At 70.5% G+C, this 16,105-nt stretch carries 15 protein-coding genes; 6 read left to right on the top strand and 9 right to left on the bottom strand.

What is annotated here, in order from left to right; translation table 11 throughout:
- The first annotated feature begins 90 nt into the window (after window positions 1–90).
- The gene (locus IEY81_RS21500) at window positions 91–867 is read left to right on the top strand and encodes a type 1 glutamine amidotransferase (protein ID WP_189120542.1); all 777 of its coding nucleotides are present in this window, start codon (window positions 91–93) and stop codon (window positions 865–867) included.
- Between the two features lie 30 nt (window positions 868–897).
- A complete protein-coding gene (locus IEY81_RS21495) occupies window positions 898–3,870 on the top strand; it encodes a bifunctional [glutamine synthetase] adenylyltransferase/[glutamine synthetase]-adenylyl-L-tyrosine phosphorylase (RefSeq protein ID WP_189120541.1) in 2,973 nt (990 codons plus the stop codon).
- Window positions 3,871–3,923: 53 nt separating this feature from the next.
- Here the strand turns inward: IEY81_RS21495 and IEY81_RS21490 are convergent, their stop codons facing one another.
- The gene (locus tag IEY81_RS21490; protein ID WP_189120540.1) at window positions 3,924–5,153 is read right to left on the bottom strand and encodes an MHYT domain-containing protein; all 1,230 of its coding nucleotides are present in this window, start codon (window positions 5,151–5,153) and stop codon (window positions 3,924–3,926) included.
- A gap of 187 nt (window positions 5,154–5,340) precedes the next feature.
- Here IEY81_RS21490 and IEY81_RS21485 point away from each other — a divergent pair, with 187 nt between their 5' ends.
- The gene (locus IEY81_RS21485; RefSeq protein ID WP_189120539.1) at window positions 5,341–6,039 is read left to right on the top strand and encodes a spermidine synthase; all 699 of its coding nucleotides are present in this window, start codon (window positions 5,341–5,343) and stop codon (window positions 6,037–6,039) included.
- 10 nt (window positions 6,040–6,049) lie between these two features.
- Window positions 6,050–6,532, top strand: coding sequence for a YbaK/EbsC family protein (locus IEY81_RS21480; RefSeq protein ID WP_189120538.1), 483 nt, complete (start codon window positions 6,050–6,052; stop codon window positions 6,530–6,532).
- A gap of 70 nt (window positions 6,533–6,602) precedes the next feature.
- Here IEY81_RS21480 and IEY81_RS21475 read toward each other — a convergent pair whose 3' ends face one another.
- Entirely contained in the window at window positions 6,603–6,806 is a 204-nt protein-coding gene (locus IEY81_RS21475; protein ID WP_008357755.1) for a cold-shock protein, read from the bottom strand.
- Between the two features lie 299 nt (window positions 6,807–7,105).
- Between IEY81_RS21475 and IEY81_RS21470 the strand changes: the two genes are divergently transcribed.
- Entirely contained in the window at window positions 7,106–8,710 is a 1,605-nt protein-coding gene (locus IEY81_RS21470; protein WP_189120537.1) for a glycoside hydrolase family 13 protein, read from the top strand.
- Window positions 8,711–8,774: 64 nt separating this feature from the next.
- Complete coding sequence (locus IEY81_RS21465; RefSeq protein ID WP_229788066.1) at window positions 8,775–9,428, top strand: GntR family transcriptional regulator; 654 nt, start codon at window positions 8,775–8,777, stop codon at window positions 9,426–9,428.
- Here IEY81_RS21465 and IEY81_RS21460 read toward each other — a convergent pair.
- The 7 genes from IEY81_RS21460 to IEY81_RS21430 form a co-directional block, all read right to left on the bottom strand.
- A complete protein-coding gene (locus IEY81_RS21460) occupies window positions 9,425–10,198 on the bottom strand; it encodes an NAD(P)-dependent oxidoreductase (RefSeq protein ID WP_189120536.1) in 774 nt (257 codons plus the stop codon). The two genes, IEY81_RS21465 and IEY81_RS21460, sit on opposite strands and share 4 nt — an antisense overlap.
- Complete coding sequence (locus IEY81_RS21455) at window positions 10,195–10,983, bottom strand: ABC transporter ATP-binding protein (protein WP_189120535.1); 789 nt, start codon at window positions 10,981–10,983, stop codon at window positions 10,195–10,197. Before IEY81_RS21455 ends, IEY81_RS21460 begins: the two co-directional genes overlap by 4 nt.
- 15 nt (window positions 10,984–10,998) lie before the next feature.
- A complete protein-coding gene (locus tag IEY81_RS21450) occupies window positions 10,999–11,775 on the bottom strand; it encodes an ABC transporter permease (protein ID WP_189120534.1) in 777 nt (258 codons plus the stop codon).
- The gene (locus tag IEY81_RS21445) at window positions 11,772–12,593 is read right to left on the bottom strand and encodes an ABC transporter permease (RefSeq protein ID WP_189120533.1); all 822 of its coding nucleotides are present in this window, start codon (window positions 12,591–12,593) and stop codon (window positions 11,772–11,774) included. Before IEY81_RS21445 ends, IEY81_RS21450 begins: the two co-directional genes overlap by 4 nt.
- Entirely contained in the window at window positions 12,590–13,567 is a 978-nt protein-coding gene (locus tag IEY81_RS21440) for an ABC transporter substrate-binding protein (protein WP_189120532.1), read from the bottom strand. The genes IEY81_RS21445 and IEY81_RS21440 overlap by 4 nt, the downstream gene beginning before the upstream one ends.
- Before the next feature lie 188 nt (window positions 13,568–13,755).
- Window positions 13,756–14,160, bottom strand: a complete 405-nt coding sequence (locus IEY81_RS21435; protein WP_189120531.1) for a DUF1707 SHOCT-like domain-containing protein — start codon at window positions 14,158–14,160, stop codon at window positions 13,756–13,758.
- A gap of 99 nt (window positions 14,161–14,259) precedes the next feature.
- A complete protein-coding gene (locus IEY81_RS21430; protein ID WP_189120530.1) occupies window positions 14,260–15,180 on the bottom strand; it encodes an AEC family transporter in 921 nt (306 codons plus the stop codon).
- Window positions 15,181–16,105: the final 925 nt, after the last annotated feature.

Here is a 16,105-nt window from a genome sequence, read left to right as displayed (position 1 = left end):
CAACTCCAGCCCGATTCCACACTTCCGATCCGGTGCTGCCACACTGGATTTAACGGGAGAGTGGGAGTGATGTCGTTGAGTCTGCCCCGAGTGCTTGTCATCCAGCACGCGGAGTCGGTGCCGCTGGCGTTGTTCGGTCATTGGCTGGCTGAGGCGGGCATGTGCGTGGACATCTTCCGTGGCTACGCCGAGCCGATCCCACCGCTCTCCTCGCTCGACACGTCCTACTCGGGCCTGCTCGTGCTGGGCGGCGCGATGGACGTCGACTCCGACGAGGAGCACCCCTGGCTGCCGACCGCCCGGGAGCGGATCGTCCAGGCCGCCGAGGCCGGCATCCCGACGCTCGGCATCTGCCTGGGCCACCAGCTCGCCGCGGTGGCCCTCGGCGGCACCGTGGAGCGCAGCCCCTTCGGGCTCGCCGTGGGCGTGCGCCAGGTGACCTGGGAGCCGGAGGTCCTCTTCGACCCGCTGATGCGTCTGCTCGCGGGCGACGACCGCGCCATGCACTGGCACCGCGACGTCGTCGGCGAGCTGCCCGAGGGTGCCGTCAAGCTGGCCAGCTCGATCGACGGCCAGGTCCAGGCCGCCCGGTTCGCGCCGACGGTGTGGGGCGTCCAGTTCCACCCCGAGGTCGACGCCGCCGTGGTCAAGGGCTGGGCCGAGACCTCCGTCGAGGAGCTCGAGGAGATCGGCCGCACCGTCGACGACGTGACCGCCTCGGCCACCTTCGCGGAGAACGAGCTGATCAAGACCTGGCAGCCGCTGGCCTTCGGCTTCGCGCGCCTGGTGCGTGAGCGCGCCGCAGCCGTCGCTCCGGGTGCCAGCCGCGACGGGAGCATCCCGACTCCCAGACCCTGGAGCGCGTGAGCCAGCCCCACTGGTGACAGAATCGGGCGCATGACTTTGCCAGGCAAGGGCGTGCTCCTCCGACTCGGTTTCGACGATCCGGACACGGCCCTGGCAGATCTGGCAGGCCTCGGCGAGGATGCCCAGGAGCTCCTGGCGATCCTCGGCCAGGCCGCCGACCCCGACTCCGCACTGTCCGGGCTGGTGATGCTCGCCGAGTCGCAGGGCGACGGCTTCATCGAGGAGCTCGCCGGCGACGAGGGCACCGCGATGCGCCTGGTCTCGGTGCTCGGGGCGTCCCCCGCGCTGAGCGACCACCTGACCCGCCATCCCGGTCACTGGCGAGAGCTGGTCGACCCGACGCTCGGCACGACCAGGCCCGCTGCGTACGTCTTCCGGGCCTCGCTGCTGGAGGCGGTCGGTGCCGACCCGGGCGAGGACTGCCCGGTCGCCACGGTCCCGGACAGGGACGCGGTCGACGCGCTGCGAGTGGAGTACCGACGCTGGCTGCTCCGCCTCGCGGCCCGCGACCTCGCTCACCATCTGCCGGTGGACGACGTCGCCGCCGAGCTCTCCGACCTCGCCTGCGCCACCCTCGACGCCGCGCTCGCGGTCGCGCGTGCGCGGGTGGGGGAGGAGGCGGAGAAGGTGCGGCTGGCGGTCGTCGCGATGGGCAAGTGCGGCGGCCACGAGCTCAACTACGTCTCCGACGTCGACGTTATCTTCGTCCACGAGGCCGCCGACGGTGTCGGCGACGACGTCGCCCTGCGGATCGCCACCCAGCTGGCCAGCAACATGATGCAGGTCTGCTCCGTCCACACCGGCGAGGGGGCCATCTGGCCGGTCGACGCCGCGCTGCGGCCGGAGGGCAAGGCCGGGGCGCTGTCTCGCACCATCAGCGGCCACGTCGGCTACTACGAGCGCTGGGCGAGCACCTGGGAGTTCCAGGCGCTGCTCAAGGCCCGGCCCGCGGCGGGTGACATCGAGCTCGGCAAGGCCTACGTCGACGCGGTCAACCCGTTCGTGTGGAAGGCCGCCGAGCGCGACGGCTTCGTCGCCGACACCCAGGCGATGCGGCGCCGCGTGATCGCCCACATCCCGTCCCGTGAGGTCGACCGCGAGCTCAAGCTCGGCAAGGGCGGGCTGCGCGACGTCGAGTTCGCCGTGCAGCTGCTGCAGCTGGTCCACGGCCGCGCCGACACCACCATCCGCGAGCCCACCACGCTCTCGGCCCTGGCGGCGCTCACCCGCTCCGGCTACGTCGGCCGCGAGGACGGCGAGGCGATGCACGAGGCGTACGCGTTTTTGCGGCGGATGGAGCACCGGCTCCAGCTCCACCGGCTCCAGCGCACCCACGTCGTCCCCGACGACGAGGAGTCGCTGCGCTGGCTGGCGCGCTCGCTCGGCTACCTGCGCGACCCGGTGGCCCGCCTCGAGAAGGAGTGGGCCCACCAGCGGATCGAGGTGCGCCGCCTCCACGAGAAGCTCTTCTACCGGCCGCTCCTCGACGCCGTCGCCCGGATCCCGTCCGGCCAGGTCCACCTCTCCACGAAGGCCGCCGAGGAGCGCCTGACCGCGCTCGGGTACGCCGATCCGAAGGCCGCGCTGCGTCACCTGGAGGCGCTCACCACCGGCGTCTCGCGACGGGCCGCGCTGCAGCGTGCGCTGCTGCCGGTGATGCTCCAGTGGTTCTCCGACGGCGCCGACCCCGACGCCGGTCTCTTCGGGTTCCGGCGGATCTCCGACGCCCTGGGCGCCACGCCCTGGTATCTGCGCTCCCTGCGGGACGAGGGCTCGGTCGCCGAGCACTTCGCCAACATCCTGTCCACCTCGCGCTACACCACCGCGCTGCTCGAGCGGGAGCCGGAGGCGCTGCGTCTGCTGGGGCAGGACCTGACCCCGCTGTCGGCCAAGGCGCTGACCGACGAGATGGTCGCCCGCGCCGCGCGTCGGCGCACCACGACCACCGTGGAAGAGGCCATCCGCCACATCCGCGCGATCCGGCGGCGCGAGCTCTTCCGCATCTCGGCCGCGGAGCTCCTGGGGGAGGCCGACATCGACACGATCGGCGCCGCGCTGTCCCGCCTGACCGACGCCACCCTCGAGGCGTCGCTGCGCACGGTCATCGCCGAGGAGATCTCCAGCCGCGGCATCGAGGAGGCCCCGACCCGCATCGCCATCATCGCGATGGGCCGCTACGGCGGATTCGAGCTCTCCTACGCCTCCGACGCCGATGTGCTCTTCGTCCACCAGCCCGTCGAGGGCGCCGACTCGGACGAGGCCACCCAGTTCGCGTCCAAGGTCATCTCCGAGCTGCGCCGGCTCCTCGCCCTGCCGGGCGCCGACCCGGCGCTCGAGCTCGACGCCGACCTGCGCCCGGAGGGGCGCCAGGGCGCTCTGGTGCGGACCCTGCCCGCGTACGCCTCCTACTACGCGAAGTGGTCGGGCATCTGGGAGTCGCAAGCCCTGCTGCGCGCCGACGCGGTCGTCGGAGACCCGGAGGTGCGCAAGGCGTTCACCGAGATGATCGACCCGCTGCGCTATCCCGAGGGCGGGCTCAGCGAGGACGACGTCATCGAGGTGCGCCGCATCAAGGGCCGCGTCGACCACGAGCGTCTGCCCCGCGGCGCCGACCCCAACACCCACCTCAAGCTCGGCCGCGGCGGGCTCGCCGACATCGAGTGGACCGCCCAGCTGCTGCAGATGCGCCACGCGCACGACGTCCCCGGGCTGCGTACGCCGCGCACCGTCGAGGCGCTGGAGGCCGCCCGCGAGGCGTCCCTGATCGACGCGGACGACGCCGAGACGCTCATCGATGCCTGGCGGATGGTCAGCCGGGTCCGCAACGCGGTGACCCTCGCCCGCGGCCGCCCGGCCGACTCGCTCCCGGCGGGGCCGGTCGAGCTGCATGCGGTGGCGACGATCCTCGGCTATCCCGCGGGTGCGACCGACGAGCTGGTCAACGACTACCTGCGGATGACCCGGCTCGCCCACGGCGTCGTCGAGCGGGTCTTCTGGGAGTGACACCGCTGGTCGAGCCGCGGGCTCGACCAGCGGCACTGCCTACAGGTTGATGCCTACAGGTTGTTGTTGCGCGGCGGCAGCCAGCCGGGGTTGCGCGGCGACCGCGGCGGCTGGCCCGGCTGCTGGGGCTGTTCGGGGCCGGCCTCGTCGCGCTGCCCACCCTGCGGGTTGAAGAAGTCCTGACGCTGCTCCGGGGCGCCGTTGGGGGCCTGCTGGGCGTAGGGGCGCGGCGTCCAGCGGCCGTTCTGCGGGCGCAGCTGGGTCGGCCGCTGGGGGCGCTGGGCGAACATGCCACCGATGCCCTCGCCGGGCTGACCCGCCTGCGGGCTGCCGGAGGCGGCCGGCTGGCGCGTCGGGAGCGGCTGCAGAGGTCCCTGCTGGCCGCCGATGGCGGGCTGCTGGCCGGTGATGGGCGGGTGGCCGATGTCCCGGCGGCCACCGCCGAGCTGGCCCAGGCCCTGCATGCCGCGGCGCGGGGGCATCATCTGCTCCTGGGCACCGGAGTCCGCGGCCGCGCGCTGGCTGGGGGTCCACGGGTCGTCGAGGTCGTCGTTGATGCCCGCGAACATGGTGGCGAACCCGATCACGATCAGCATGCCTGCGGAGATCGCGAAGATCGGCATCGCCAGGTAGACCGGGTCGGCGCCGCTGACATGGCCGAGCTTGTCCTCGGCGGAGCTGTGGATCTCGAGGGCGAGCATGCCGGTGTAGTGCATGACGCACACGCCGATGCCCATGATGATCGAGGCCCCCACGCGCATCAGCCGCGTGGTGATGTTGAACGCGAAGAAGAGCGCGAGCGCAGAGGCGGCCAGCGCGATGATGATCGAGATGACCACCACGGTCGGCTTCCACACCATCTTGGCGCTCATCTGCATCGCGTACATGCCCGTGTAGTGCATCGCGCCCACGCCGGCACCGGTCACCAGGCCACCGACGATGTAGCCCGCGTTGCCGCGCATGGCCGTGGCGATCAGCATGCCGACCATCGCCGCGACGATCGCCACCGCGAGCGAGATCAGGGTGGTGCCGACGTCGAGGGCGTACGCCACGTGGCTGTCGAAGGCGAGCATGCCGATGAAGTGCATCGACCAGATCGCACCGCCGCCGATGGAGGTGGCGGCGCCGAAGAGCCAGAGCCAGGACGAGCTGCCGGAGCCGAGACGGCGAGCACGGTTGGCACACGTCAGGCCGACCCAGGAGCCGAGGACGGAGATGATGAAGGACATCCCGACCAGGGGCTGGCTGAACGCCCCGATGGTGACTTCTTCAATGGTGGTCACGCGATTTGTCTTCCTCTCGCTCCTCGTCGGAGGTTGGTGGGGGATCGACGAGGTAGTACTGGAACATACGCAAATGCCCCCCAGGGTATCCTGGTCGTACCCATGACGGGCTATGGTTCCGCTGTAGTGCAGGTCACAATAGAGGAACAGGTCCCCTAATTCCATGCAGGGGTAGGGTGAGCGCGCTATGCCCCCCGATGTTTACGTTCTCGAGCTCGACGACATGCAGCAGTCCGCCGTCGACCTCGATGACCCGACGCACCTCGTCTTCGACTACATGAGGCGTGTGGGCGATGTTATCGACAGGCTGCCCCCGGGACCACTGCGGGTGTTGCATGTCGGTGGCGCCGCGATGACCCTGCCGCGCTATGTCCACGCGACCCGGCCTCGCTCGGCCCAGATCGTGCTCGAGCCGTCCGTCGAGATCATCGAGCAGGTACGCAGCGAGGCCCCGCTCCCGCCACGCAGCGGTATCAAGGTGCGCCCCGTCGACGGCAGGAGCGGCATCGCGGGCATCCGCGACGGCTATGCCGACATGGTGATCCTCGACGCCTTCGCCGGCGGCCGCGTCCCCGACGAGCTCACCTCCGGCGCCTTCGTCGAGGACGTACGCCGCGTGCTGACTCCCTCGGGCGTCTTCGTCGCCAACCTCGTCGACCGGCCGCCGTTCCCGCAGGTGCGCGACTTCGTCGCCGTGAGCCGTGACCTCGGGGACATCGCGGTCGGCGTGGAGCCCTCGACGCTGAAGGGGCGGCGCTCCGGGAATCTGATCGTCGTCTGCGGCGCCCTGCCGGAGGTGCCGTTCGGTTCGCCGCCCCCGATGGAGTATCGCGTGTTCACCGGTCGCGCCGTCGCCGACTCCTTCGGCGGCGGCGCCCGCCGTTAAGGTGGCGAGCATGTCGATCGAGCTCGCCCGCACCCACCTGGACCGCTTCGGCCGCGGCGGGGACATCATCGAGACGGAGGAGTCGAAGGCGACCGTCGAGCTGGCCGCAGCCGCCCTGGGCGTCTCACCCGGGGAGATCGCCAAGACGATCAGTCTCTACACCGAGGACCGCACCGCCGCGATCCTCGTCGTCGCGTCCGGTGACGCCAAGATCGCCAACCCGAAGTTCAAGGCCCGCTTCGGCACCAAGGCGCGGTTGCTCGCGCCCGGGGACGTGGAGCCGATGAGCGGTCACGCGATCGGCGGGGTCTGCCCGTTCGGCAACCCCGACTCGGCGCAGGTCTGGCTGGACGCCTCCCTGAAGCGCTTCGACACGGTCTACCCCGCGGCCGGTGGTGCGAACACGACCATCGCGCTCACCCTCGGTGACCTGGAGACCATCAGCGGCGCCCGCGGGTGGGTCGACGTGACCAAGCTTCCCGAGACCGCCTGAGACGACGGCGGGAAATGGGGGACGGCCCCGCCCTGCCGAAGCAGGAGCGGGGCCGCATTGAAAGCCAGAGTCAGACCGGACGGACGTTCTCGGCCTGCGGGCCCTTGGGGCCCTGGGTGACGTCGAACTCGACGCGCTGGTTCTCGTCCAGGGTCTTGTAGCCCTGGGTCTGGATCGCGGAGAAGTGCACGAAGACGTCGTCGCCCCCGTTGTCCTGGGCGATGAAGCCGAAGCCCTTGTCGCCGTTGAACCACTTCACGGTTCCCTGAGTCATGAATCTAATCCTTGTGTAACAGGGCGACTCCGTGCCGCCCTTTGGGCGTTGAATCCACGAGTCCTGATTTCTGCTTCTGCGGAAGACCAAGTGCTGCACGAACGGTCACCGAGAGCAACCGCGAAGCGCGTGGAGCGCCTCCTTCAACGCTGGTAAGCCTACATGTCACGAGCCGACTTCGGGTATCCCCAGGTTTTCGGCGTTTCTGACCTCGTTCCGTCCGTCCGTTTTGACAACGCCGTGGGTCCCGTCGTCAAGTTCGGGGTACTGGTGGTCAACCGACGAGAGCAGAGGCATTTGTGGACCAGCCGTGGTGGCGCGAAGCAGTCGCGTATCAGATCTATCCGCGCTCGTTCGCCGACTCGAACGGCGACGGCGTCGGCGACCTGCCGGGGATCACCGACCGCCTGGACTACCTCGCCGCGCTCGGTGTCGACGCCATCTGGATCTGCCCGTTCTACACCTCGCCGCAGAACGACCACGGCTACGACGTCGCCGACTACCGTGACGTCGACCCGCTGTTCGGCAACCTCGAGGACGCCGAGCGGATGATCGCCCGCGCTCACGAGCTCGGCCTCAAGGTGATCGTCGACCTGGTGCCCAACCACACCTCCTCCGAGCACCCGTGGTTCGTCGAGGCGCTGGCCTCCGAGCCGGGGTCGCCGGCGCGCGAGCGCTACATCTTCCGGGACGGCCGCGGCGAGGCGGGCGAGGAGCCGCCGACCAACTGGCGCTCGGTCTTCGGTGGTCCGGCATGGACGCGCATCGACGACGGCCAGTGGTACCTGCACCTCTTCGACGACGACCAGCCCGACCTCAACTGGCACAACCCCGAGGTCGTCGCCGAGTTCACCGAGATCCTCACCTTCTGGCTCGACCACGGCGTCGACGGCTTCCGGGTCGACATCGCGCACGGGCTCTTCAAGGAGCTGCGCGACCAGGTCGTCCCCGAGGGGCTCGCGCTGACCTCCGATGCCGCGGTGATGTACCAGCGCGGCGTCACCGACGCGCCGATGTGGGACAACCCGGGCGTCCACGAGATCTACCGCGCCTGGCGCAAGCTGATCGACTCCTTCGACGGCGACCGGATGATGGTGGCCGAGGCCTGGACCCCTGGCCCGGCGGAGCTGCGCCGCTACGTACGCGCCGACGAGTTCAACCAGGCCTTCAACTTCTCCTGGCTGCAGGCGCCGTGGTCGGCCGAGGCGTTCACCGAGGTCATCGAGTCGACGCTGAAGGCGCTCGGTCCGTCGCGCGCGGCGCCGACCTGGGTGCTCTCCAACCACGACGTCGTACGCCACCGCTCCCGCTACGGCGACGGGTCGCAGGCGCTGCACCGGGCACGGGCAGCCACGCTGACGATGCTGGCGCTGCCCGGCTCGGCCTACCTCTACCAGGGTGAGGAGCTCGGCCTGCCGCAGGTCTACCTGCCGCCGGAGTACCAGGAGGACCCGTGGTCGGAGACCGGCGAGGGTGGTCGCGACGGCTGCCGGGTGCCGCTGCCGTGGAACGGCTTCGAGCCGCCCTTCGGGTTCAGCGAGGTCCCCGACCAGGAGCTGCCGGTGCAGCCGTGGCTCCCGCAGCCGGCCGAGTGGGTGGACCTCACGGTCGCGGCCCAGACCGGTGTCAAGGACTCCACGCTGGAGTTCTACCGTGCGGCGCTCGCCGCGCGCCGCACCTACGCGCTCGGTGCCGAGGAGGACGTCGAGATCCTGGACGCGCCCGAGGGTGTCGTCTCGTTCCGGCGTGGCGGGGCCGGTGGCGACCTCATCGTGGTGCTCAACTGCGGTATGGAGCCGACGCCGCTGCCCGAGGGCGAGATCGTGATCTACAGCGGCGACCCGGTCGTCGGCGATCTGCCCACCGACTCGGCGGTGTGGATCTTCCGGCCTGCCGAGGGCTGATCGTCTCACAAGATTGTCAACAATTTTGGTACGCTCCTGGTGACCCGACCAAGGAGGACGACACGTGCCGGTCTCGCCGACCCAGGTGACCCAGAACGACGTTGCTGAGGCGATCCGTCGCGACATCCTCGAGGGCGAGCTCGTCGCCGGCCAGCGGCTGGTCGAGGCCGAGCTCTCCGAGGCGCTGGGCGCCAGCCGCGGTGCCGTGCGTGGCGCGCTGATCGACCTGACCCACGAGGGTCTCGTCGAGCGGATCGCCAACCGCGGCGCCCGGGTGCGCGTGGTCAGCGTCGAGGAGGCCCTCGAGATCATCGAGGTGCGCGCGGCCGTGGAGGCGTTGTGCGCGGCGAAGGCGGCCGAGCGGATCACCGACGCGGAGATCGCCGAGCTGCGCGAGCTCGGCGAGGCGATGTCGGCCGCGGTGTCCTCCGGCGACGTCGGCACCTACTCGAGGCTCAACACCCGGCTCGACGAGCGCTACGTGGCGATCTCCGGCCAGAAGGTGGCAGCCGAGACGCTCGCCCGCCTGCAGGGCCGGAGCGTACGTCACCAGTACCGGCTCGCCTACCGGCCCGGCCGCTCCCAGGTCTCGCTGCCGCAGCATCTCGCGATCATCGACGCGCTCGCCCAGCGCGACCCCGCTGCCGCCGACAAGGCCGTGCGGGACCACCTCGCCAGTGTTCGGGAGGCCGTGCGCGAGGTCGCTGCGTCCCGCTAGTCCTGCTCGGCGAGGTCGGCGAGGTCGGTCAGCCAGTCCCGGCTCGCCTCGGCCACCCGCGGTGGCACACCCAGGTCGGTGAGCATCTCGGCCGCGGCCGCCATCTCGTGCGAGCGGCGTACGGCATGGCGGTGGCTGCCCTCGACCAGCCGGTCCAGGGTGGCGGCCGAGGCGCGGTCGAGCTCGCGTCTGATCTCGGCGCGGGTCTCCTCCTCCAGACCGGCGGCGCGGGCGGCGGCCAGGCTCTCCAGGACGGCTGCGGCGAGGCCCTTGTAGAAGACCGAGCGGAGCAGCTTGCGGGCCGCGGCGTCGCCGACCTCGCCCTCGATCAGCTCGACGCTCGCCCCGGCCGCTCCCAGCAGGCGCGCTGCCTCGGCGGCACCCGGGCCGGCAGCCGCCATCGGCACCCGGATGCCCTGGCCGGGGACGGTCGACATCAGTGCCACGTCGGCGAAGCGGCCACGGCCGTCGAGCGCGGCCGCGACCTCGCGCTTGCGCTCGGGGGAGGAGGAGTTCACATCGGCCCAGACGGCGGTCGCCGGGAACCGGGAGAGCGCGTTGCGGGCGGCTTCGACCGAGTCGTCGGCCGAGTTGACGCTGAGGACGAGGTCGGCCTCCGCGACCGCCTCGGCCTCCGAGGCACACGCGACGGTGCCGGGCGGAGCACCGACCGCCGGGTCGTAGGCGCGCACCGTGACTCCGGCCGTGAGCAGGTCGGCGACGAACGCCGATCCGGCCTCACCGAGCCCGAGGACCGCGATCACCGTCATGCCGGGCGCTCTCCCTTCTTCGCCTTCTGGATCAGCTCGTAGACGTGGGCACGCAGCTCCGCGAAGCGCGGCGCCGAGCGGGTGGTGAGCTGGTCGCGTTCGTCGGGGAGGTCGATGGCCACGTCCTCCAGGATGACGGTCGGCCGGTTGGAGAGGACGAGCACCCGCTCGCCGAGGTAGACCGCCTCGTCGATGTCGTGGGTGACGAACAGGACGGTCACGCCGAGCCGCTTCCACAGCTCGCGGACCAGGTCCTCGAGGTCGGCCCGGGTCTGCGCGTCGACGGCGGCGAACGGCTCGTCCATCAGCAGCACCGAGGGCTCGTAGGCGATCGCACGGGCGATCGCGACCCGCTGCTGCATGCCGCCGGAGAGCTGCCAGGGGTGGGAGGCGGCGGAGTCGGAGAGACCGACCGCGTCGAGCGCCTCGTCGACCAGCTCGGTGCGGCGTGCTCGCGGCACCTTCTTCTCCTTCAGCGGCAGCTCGACGTTCTGCCGGACGGTCAGCCAGGGGAAGAGCGAGCGGCCGTACTCCTGGAAGACCACCGCCATCCCGGCGGGCGGCTCGGTGACGGCGGTGCCGTCGAGCTCGACCACGCCGGCGGTGGCGTCGAGCAGGCCGCTGATGCAGCGCAGCAAGGTGGTCTTGCCGGCGCCGGAGGGGCCGACGATGCAGACCAGCTCACCCTTGCCGATCGAGAAGTCGAGCTGCTCGATGGCCTCCAGCGAGGTGCCGCCGGTGGTGTAGGTCTTCTTCAGGCCGCGTACGTCGAGGGCAGTGGGCACGAGTTTCTCCTTGGTTCAGGCGCCGCGGTCGGCCTGGCGCAGGCCGCGGTACCAGGCGAGCGCATAGTGCTCGACGAGACGGAACAGGACCGAGAGCAGGAAGCCGAGGATCCCGAGAAGAATGATCCCGGTCCACATCTGCGGGATCGCGAAGCTGCGCTGGAACTGCACGATCGAGGCGCCCAGGCCGCGGTTGGCGCCGAAGAGCTCGCTGATCACCATCAGGATGACGCCGATCGAGAGCGCCTGGCGGGCTCCGGCGGCGATCTGCGGCGAGGCGCCGCGCAGGACGACCTGGCGCAGCCGGGTCCACGCGCTCAGCCGGTAGCAGCGGGCGGTGTCGAGCATGACCTCGTCGAGGCCGCGTACGCCCTCGACGGTGTTGAGCAGGATCGGCCACACGCAGCCCACCGCGATCGTGACGACCTTGGAGGTGTCGCCGGTGTAGCCGAGGAACAGCGCGATCACCGGCACCAGCACCGGCGGCGGCACCGCCCGGAAGAACTCCAGCGTCGGCTCGCAGAAGGCGCGGACGGGACGGTGGAGGCCGATGAGCACCCCGAGGAGTACGCCGAGGACCAGCGCCACGAGATAGCCGACCGCAAGACGGGCGAGGCTGGGGAGCACGTCGCCGGTCCACCGGTCGGCGTTCCAGGTCTCGCCGAAGACGCCGACGATCTTGGACAGCGGCGGCCAGAAGACGCTCTCGGACCCGGCCGAGGCGAACCACCAGACCACGACCAGCACGATCGGTAGCGCGAGGGCGTACGCCAGGGTCGTGAGGAGTCTCATCGGGCCTCCCTGCGGACCGAGACGTGCCAGCGGAGGGTGCGCCGCTCGAGGGCGCGGGCGAGGAGGTTGACGGCGACGCCGATGATGCCGACGACGATGACCAGGGCGTAGGTCTTCTCGACCGCGCCGGAGGACTGCGCGACGCCGATGGACTTGCCGAGGCCGGGGACACCGATGATCAGCTCGGCGGTGATCTCCAGGATCAGCGCCACCGACGCCGCCAGTCGGAAGCCGGTCATCACGTAGGGGAGTGCAGTGGGCCAGACGACCGTGCGGATGATCGCCAGGCGGGAGAAGCGGTAGGAGCGCGCGGTGTCGCGTACGACCGGATCGACGTCGGCGACCCCGTAGAGCACCTGGACGAGGATCTGCCAGAACGCGGCGTACACGACCAGGACCAGGGCCGAGGTCGGCCGGCTGCCGTAGAGGAGCACCACGAGCGGGATCAGGGCGACCGAGGGGATCGGGCGCAGGAACTCGATCGTGGACGCGGTCAGATCACGCAGGATGCCGACCGAGCCGATGAGGACGCCGAGCACGATGCCGGCGGCCATCGCGACGGCCAGGCCGAGCGCCCAGCCGCGCAGGGTGTCGCCGAGGGCGGTCCAGAACGCGGCCTCGCCGAGCTGGCCGGCGAGCTCGGTGAACATCGCGCTCGCCGGCGGGAGGTAGCGGTCGTTGACGATCCCGAGGCGCGGCAGCGCCTCGACCAGGCCGACCACGACGAGCAGGCCGAGGACGCCGAGGGTGGCGTCCCGGCCACGGCCGGCGACCCGCTCGGTGCGGGTGCCGGCCACGGGCACGGTGGCGACGGTCATGGAAGGAGGGCGTCCACGTCCGGGTCCTTGGCGAACAGCTTGTCCTGGTCGGCGAGATCGGCCAGCTTCTCGATCGACTCGGCGTCGATCTCGGAGGTCCACTGCGGCATGTTGAGCTCGGCGACGACTGATTCGTCGATGTCGGTGTAGGTCGGCAGGATCTTCTTGACCTCGTCCGGGTGCGCCTGGGCGTAGTCCAGCGACTCGTTCATCGCGGTGGTGAACGCCTCGACGGTGTCGGCGTCGGACTCGGCGAAGCTCGTCGAGGTGAAGTACTCCGCGACCGCCAGGCCCGGGTCGGCGGCGACGAAGTTGGAGCCGAGGTCGGTCATCCCGGCCTGCGTGCCGATGGTCAGGAACGGCTCGACGACCTGGCCGGCGTCGACGTCGCCCTTCTCGACGGCGGGGCCGATCTCGGGGAAGGCGAGCTCGACGTACTCGATCTTGGTCGGGTCGCCGCCGTCCTGGCGGACGAGCTCGTTGGTGGTGGTCGTGTTGATGTTCTTCAGGGTGTTGACCGCGACCTTCTTGCCCTCGAGGTCCTTGGGCGACTTGATGTCGCTGCCGGCCTTCACGAGCACGCCGGACATGTCGGCCGACGGGTCCTCGGTGGCGTTGACGCCGGCGGTGACGACCTTGACCGGTACGTCCTGGGTCTGGGCGAGGAGCAGCGAGGTCGTGTTGGAGAAGCCGAACTGGTACTGGCCGCTGGCGACAGCGGGGACGATCGCTGCGCCACCCTGGGCGAGCTCGAGCTCGACGTCGAGGCCCTCCTCCTTGAAGAACCCCTTCTCCACCCCGAGATAGATGGGGGCGACGTCGACGATCGGGATCACGCCGACCGTGATCGAGGTGGTGCCGTCGGCACCTTCGTCGGTGTCACCGCCACCGCAGGCGCTGAGCGCGAGCGGCAAGGCGAGCACGAGTGCGGTTGCCAGACCGCGGCGCGCGGTGCGGGCAGGGGAGCGGTTCATTCGGGGACTCCTCAGGGGCTGTTCCGCCCGCTCGGCGCGGGCAGGTCGCCAGTGTGATCCATGCCACGACAGATTGTAAACAATCTTGGCGGCAATTTTACCGGCGGGGTCGGTTGTGTGGGGCGGTCGCTCGGCGACCGCGGCACAACCTAGTGGTGAGCCCGGTGGGAGGCCATCGAATCTGCGATTCAGTGCGCGGAATGACGCAGGTGGCTGTGGTGGTGGCCGTGGTGATGCCGGTGTCGGCTGTTGCGGAAGGCGAGCGCGCCGAGCGCGATCGCGGCGAAGATCCACCACGGCACGCCCATCACGACCAGCCCGATCGCGACCAGCAGGAAGCAGGCGACCAGCGGGAACGCTCGCGGGCGACGCCGGTGCGGGTTGTGGACGAGCTGCGGCGGCTGGGGCGCGCTTCTCGGTAGATCGGTGAAGAGCATCTCCAGGTCGCCCCGAACCCGGGCGGACCAGATCGCGTCCAGGCGCTCGTAGTAGTCGTCGTCGGAGAGTCGGCCGGTCGAGTAGTGCTCGGCGAGCCTCGCCGACGCCTCCTCCCTCTCGGCCTCGCTCACCCGCAGGTTGTCGAGGTTGCTCATGTCGTCTCCTGTTGTCCTCTTCGACTGTCGGCGTAGTGTCCCGATATATCGCGAGGGTACGCGGGAGAGGATGCGCCTGCAAGGGACTTTCGTCGCGGCTCAGGTCAGCAGCAGGACTACGAGCAGGATCGCCGGCACCGTGGCCAGCGTGCTCACGAAGATGACGTCGCGGGCGAGCAGGGTGGCACGGTCGTAGCGCTGGGCGACCACGAACACGTTCTGCGCGGTCGGCAGCGCGGAGAGCACGGTCACCGCCAGCAGCGCCTCGGCGTCGAGACCGAGCAGGAACCTCCCGACCAGGTACGCGGCCACCGGCTGCACCACCTGCTTGGTCGCCACGACCGAGGCCAGGTCGACTGCCGGCACGCCGCGCCCGGGCAGGGGGCCGAGGCGCAGCGCGACGCCGTAGGCGATCAGCATCGACGGCACCGCCATCCCGGCGACCAGCTCGAGCGGCGCCGAGACGGGCTCGGGGAGGTCGAAGTCGCTCACCGAGAGCGTCACCCCGATCAACGAGGCGACGGTGATCGGGTTGGTCAGCGGCCGTCGCACCACCTCGAGCACCGAGAGCCTCGTGGTGCTCGCGTCGGCGTCGAGCAGGACCAGCGCGACAGGCTGGAGCACCAGCATCTGCAGGAGCAGCGTCGGGGCGACCAGGACCGGGTCGCCCAGGACGTACGCCGCGATCGGGAGGCCGAGGTTGCCGGCGTTGGCATAGGCGCCGCACAGCACCGCGACCACGGTGTTGCCCAAACCCCGGCGGCGCAGCGTCGCGACGGTGGCCACCAGCGTCGCGGAGACGAGCACGCCGGCAGCGACCGCGATCAGGTTGCCGGAGAGGACGAAACCGAGGTCGCTGTCGTCCATGACCGTGATCAGCAGCGCCGGGCTGGCGACGTAGAAGGCGATCGTCGAGAGCGTCCGCTGCCCCCGCTCGTCGAGGATCCGCAGCTGCGCGAGCAGCGCGCCGAGCGCGATGAGGACGCTGATCGTGGCGAAGCCGGTGAAGACCCCCGCCACTAGAGCTCCGCCTTCGTGTGGCTCTCGGCGAGGCTTTCGGGCGGGATCATCATTGTGATCCTAGGTACCGCTCAGCGGTGTCCGGGCTCGATCTCGCGTCGTGGCTGTCCCGTGGCCGAGCTTGTCGAGACCTGAGCCACCGGTGGTCGAGCTTGTCGAGACCACCCTTCGAGCGGACATCGCCAAGCGACTGTGTTTCGTTCCAAGGTTCGCCGCCGCCAATATCGGGGCAGCGGCGAGGGGTGTGGCGCGGACTCATGAGGCTTCGAAAGAGCCGACGTTGATTGGGGCAGCGACCGCTCGCCCCCGCTGGTCGAGCCGCCGGAGCCCCTGGGCGGAGGCGTGTCGAGACCAACACGGTCAGTGCCTCGGACGATCGCTCCGAGCCCTGGATACCGGACGTCGAGCTTGTCGAGACCCACCTTCGCGGACACACCAGCCCACCGGTGGTCGAGCCTGTCGAGACCACCCTCCGAGCGGACATCGGTCAGCGACTGTGTTTTCGTTCCCAGGTTCGCCGCCGGCCCGATCCCTCAGTGTTTCTCGATCACGCGCCGCGTCAAGGACACCCTTCGGGCGCCGGCTTCGCCGGCCGCTTCGCGGTCCTTGACCCGGCACCCGATCGAGAAAAGATCTCCGCCAATATCGGGGCGGCGGCGAGGGGTGTGGCGCGGGCTCATGTGATTTCGAGAGCCGGCGCCGAGCTCGGGCGGGGAACCCCTCGCCCCCGCTGGTCGAGCCGCCGGAGCCCCTGGGCGGAGGCGTGTCGAGACCAACACAGTCCGTGCCTCGGACGACCGCCCTGAGCCCCGGACACCGGAGGTCGAGCTTGTCGAGACCCCCTCGCGGACACACCGACACCCCGGTGGTCGAGCTTGTCGAGACCACCCTCCGAGCGGACATAGGCCAACGACTCTTTCTTCGT

It is taken from the genome of Nocardioides luteus, from assembly GCF_014648595.1.
Taxonomy (GTDB): domain Bacteria; phylum Actinomycetota; class Actinomycetes; order Propionibacteriales; family Nocardioidaceae; genus Nocardioides; species Nocardioides luteus.
This window is presented reverse-complemented; position numbering and strand designations above follow the sequence as displayed.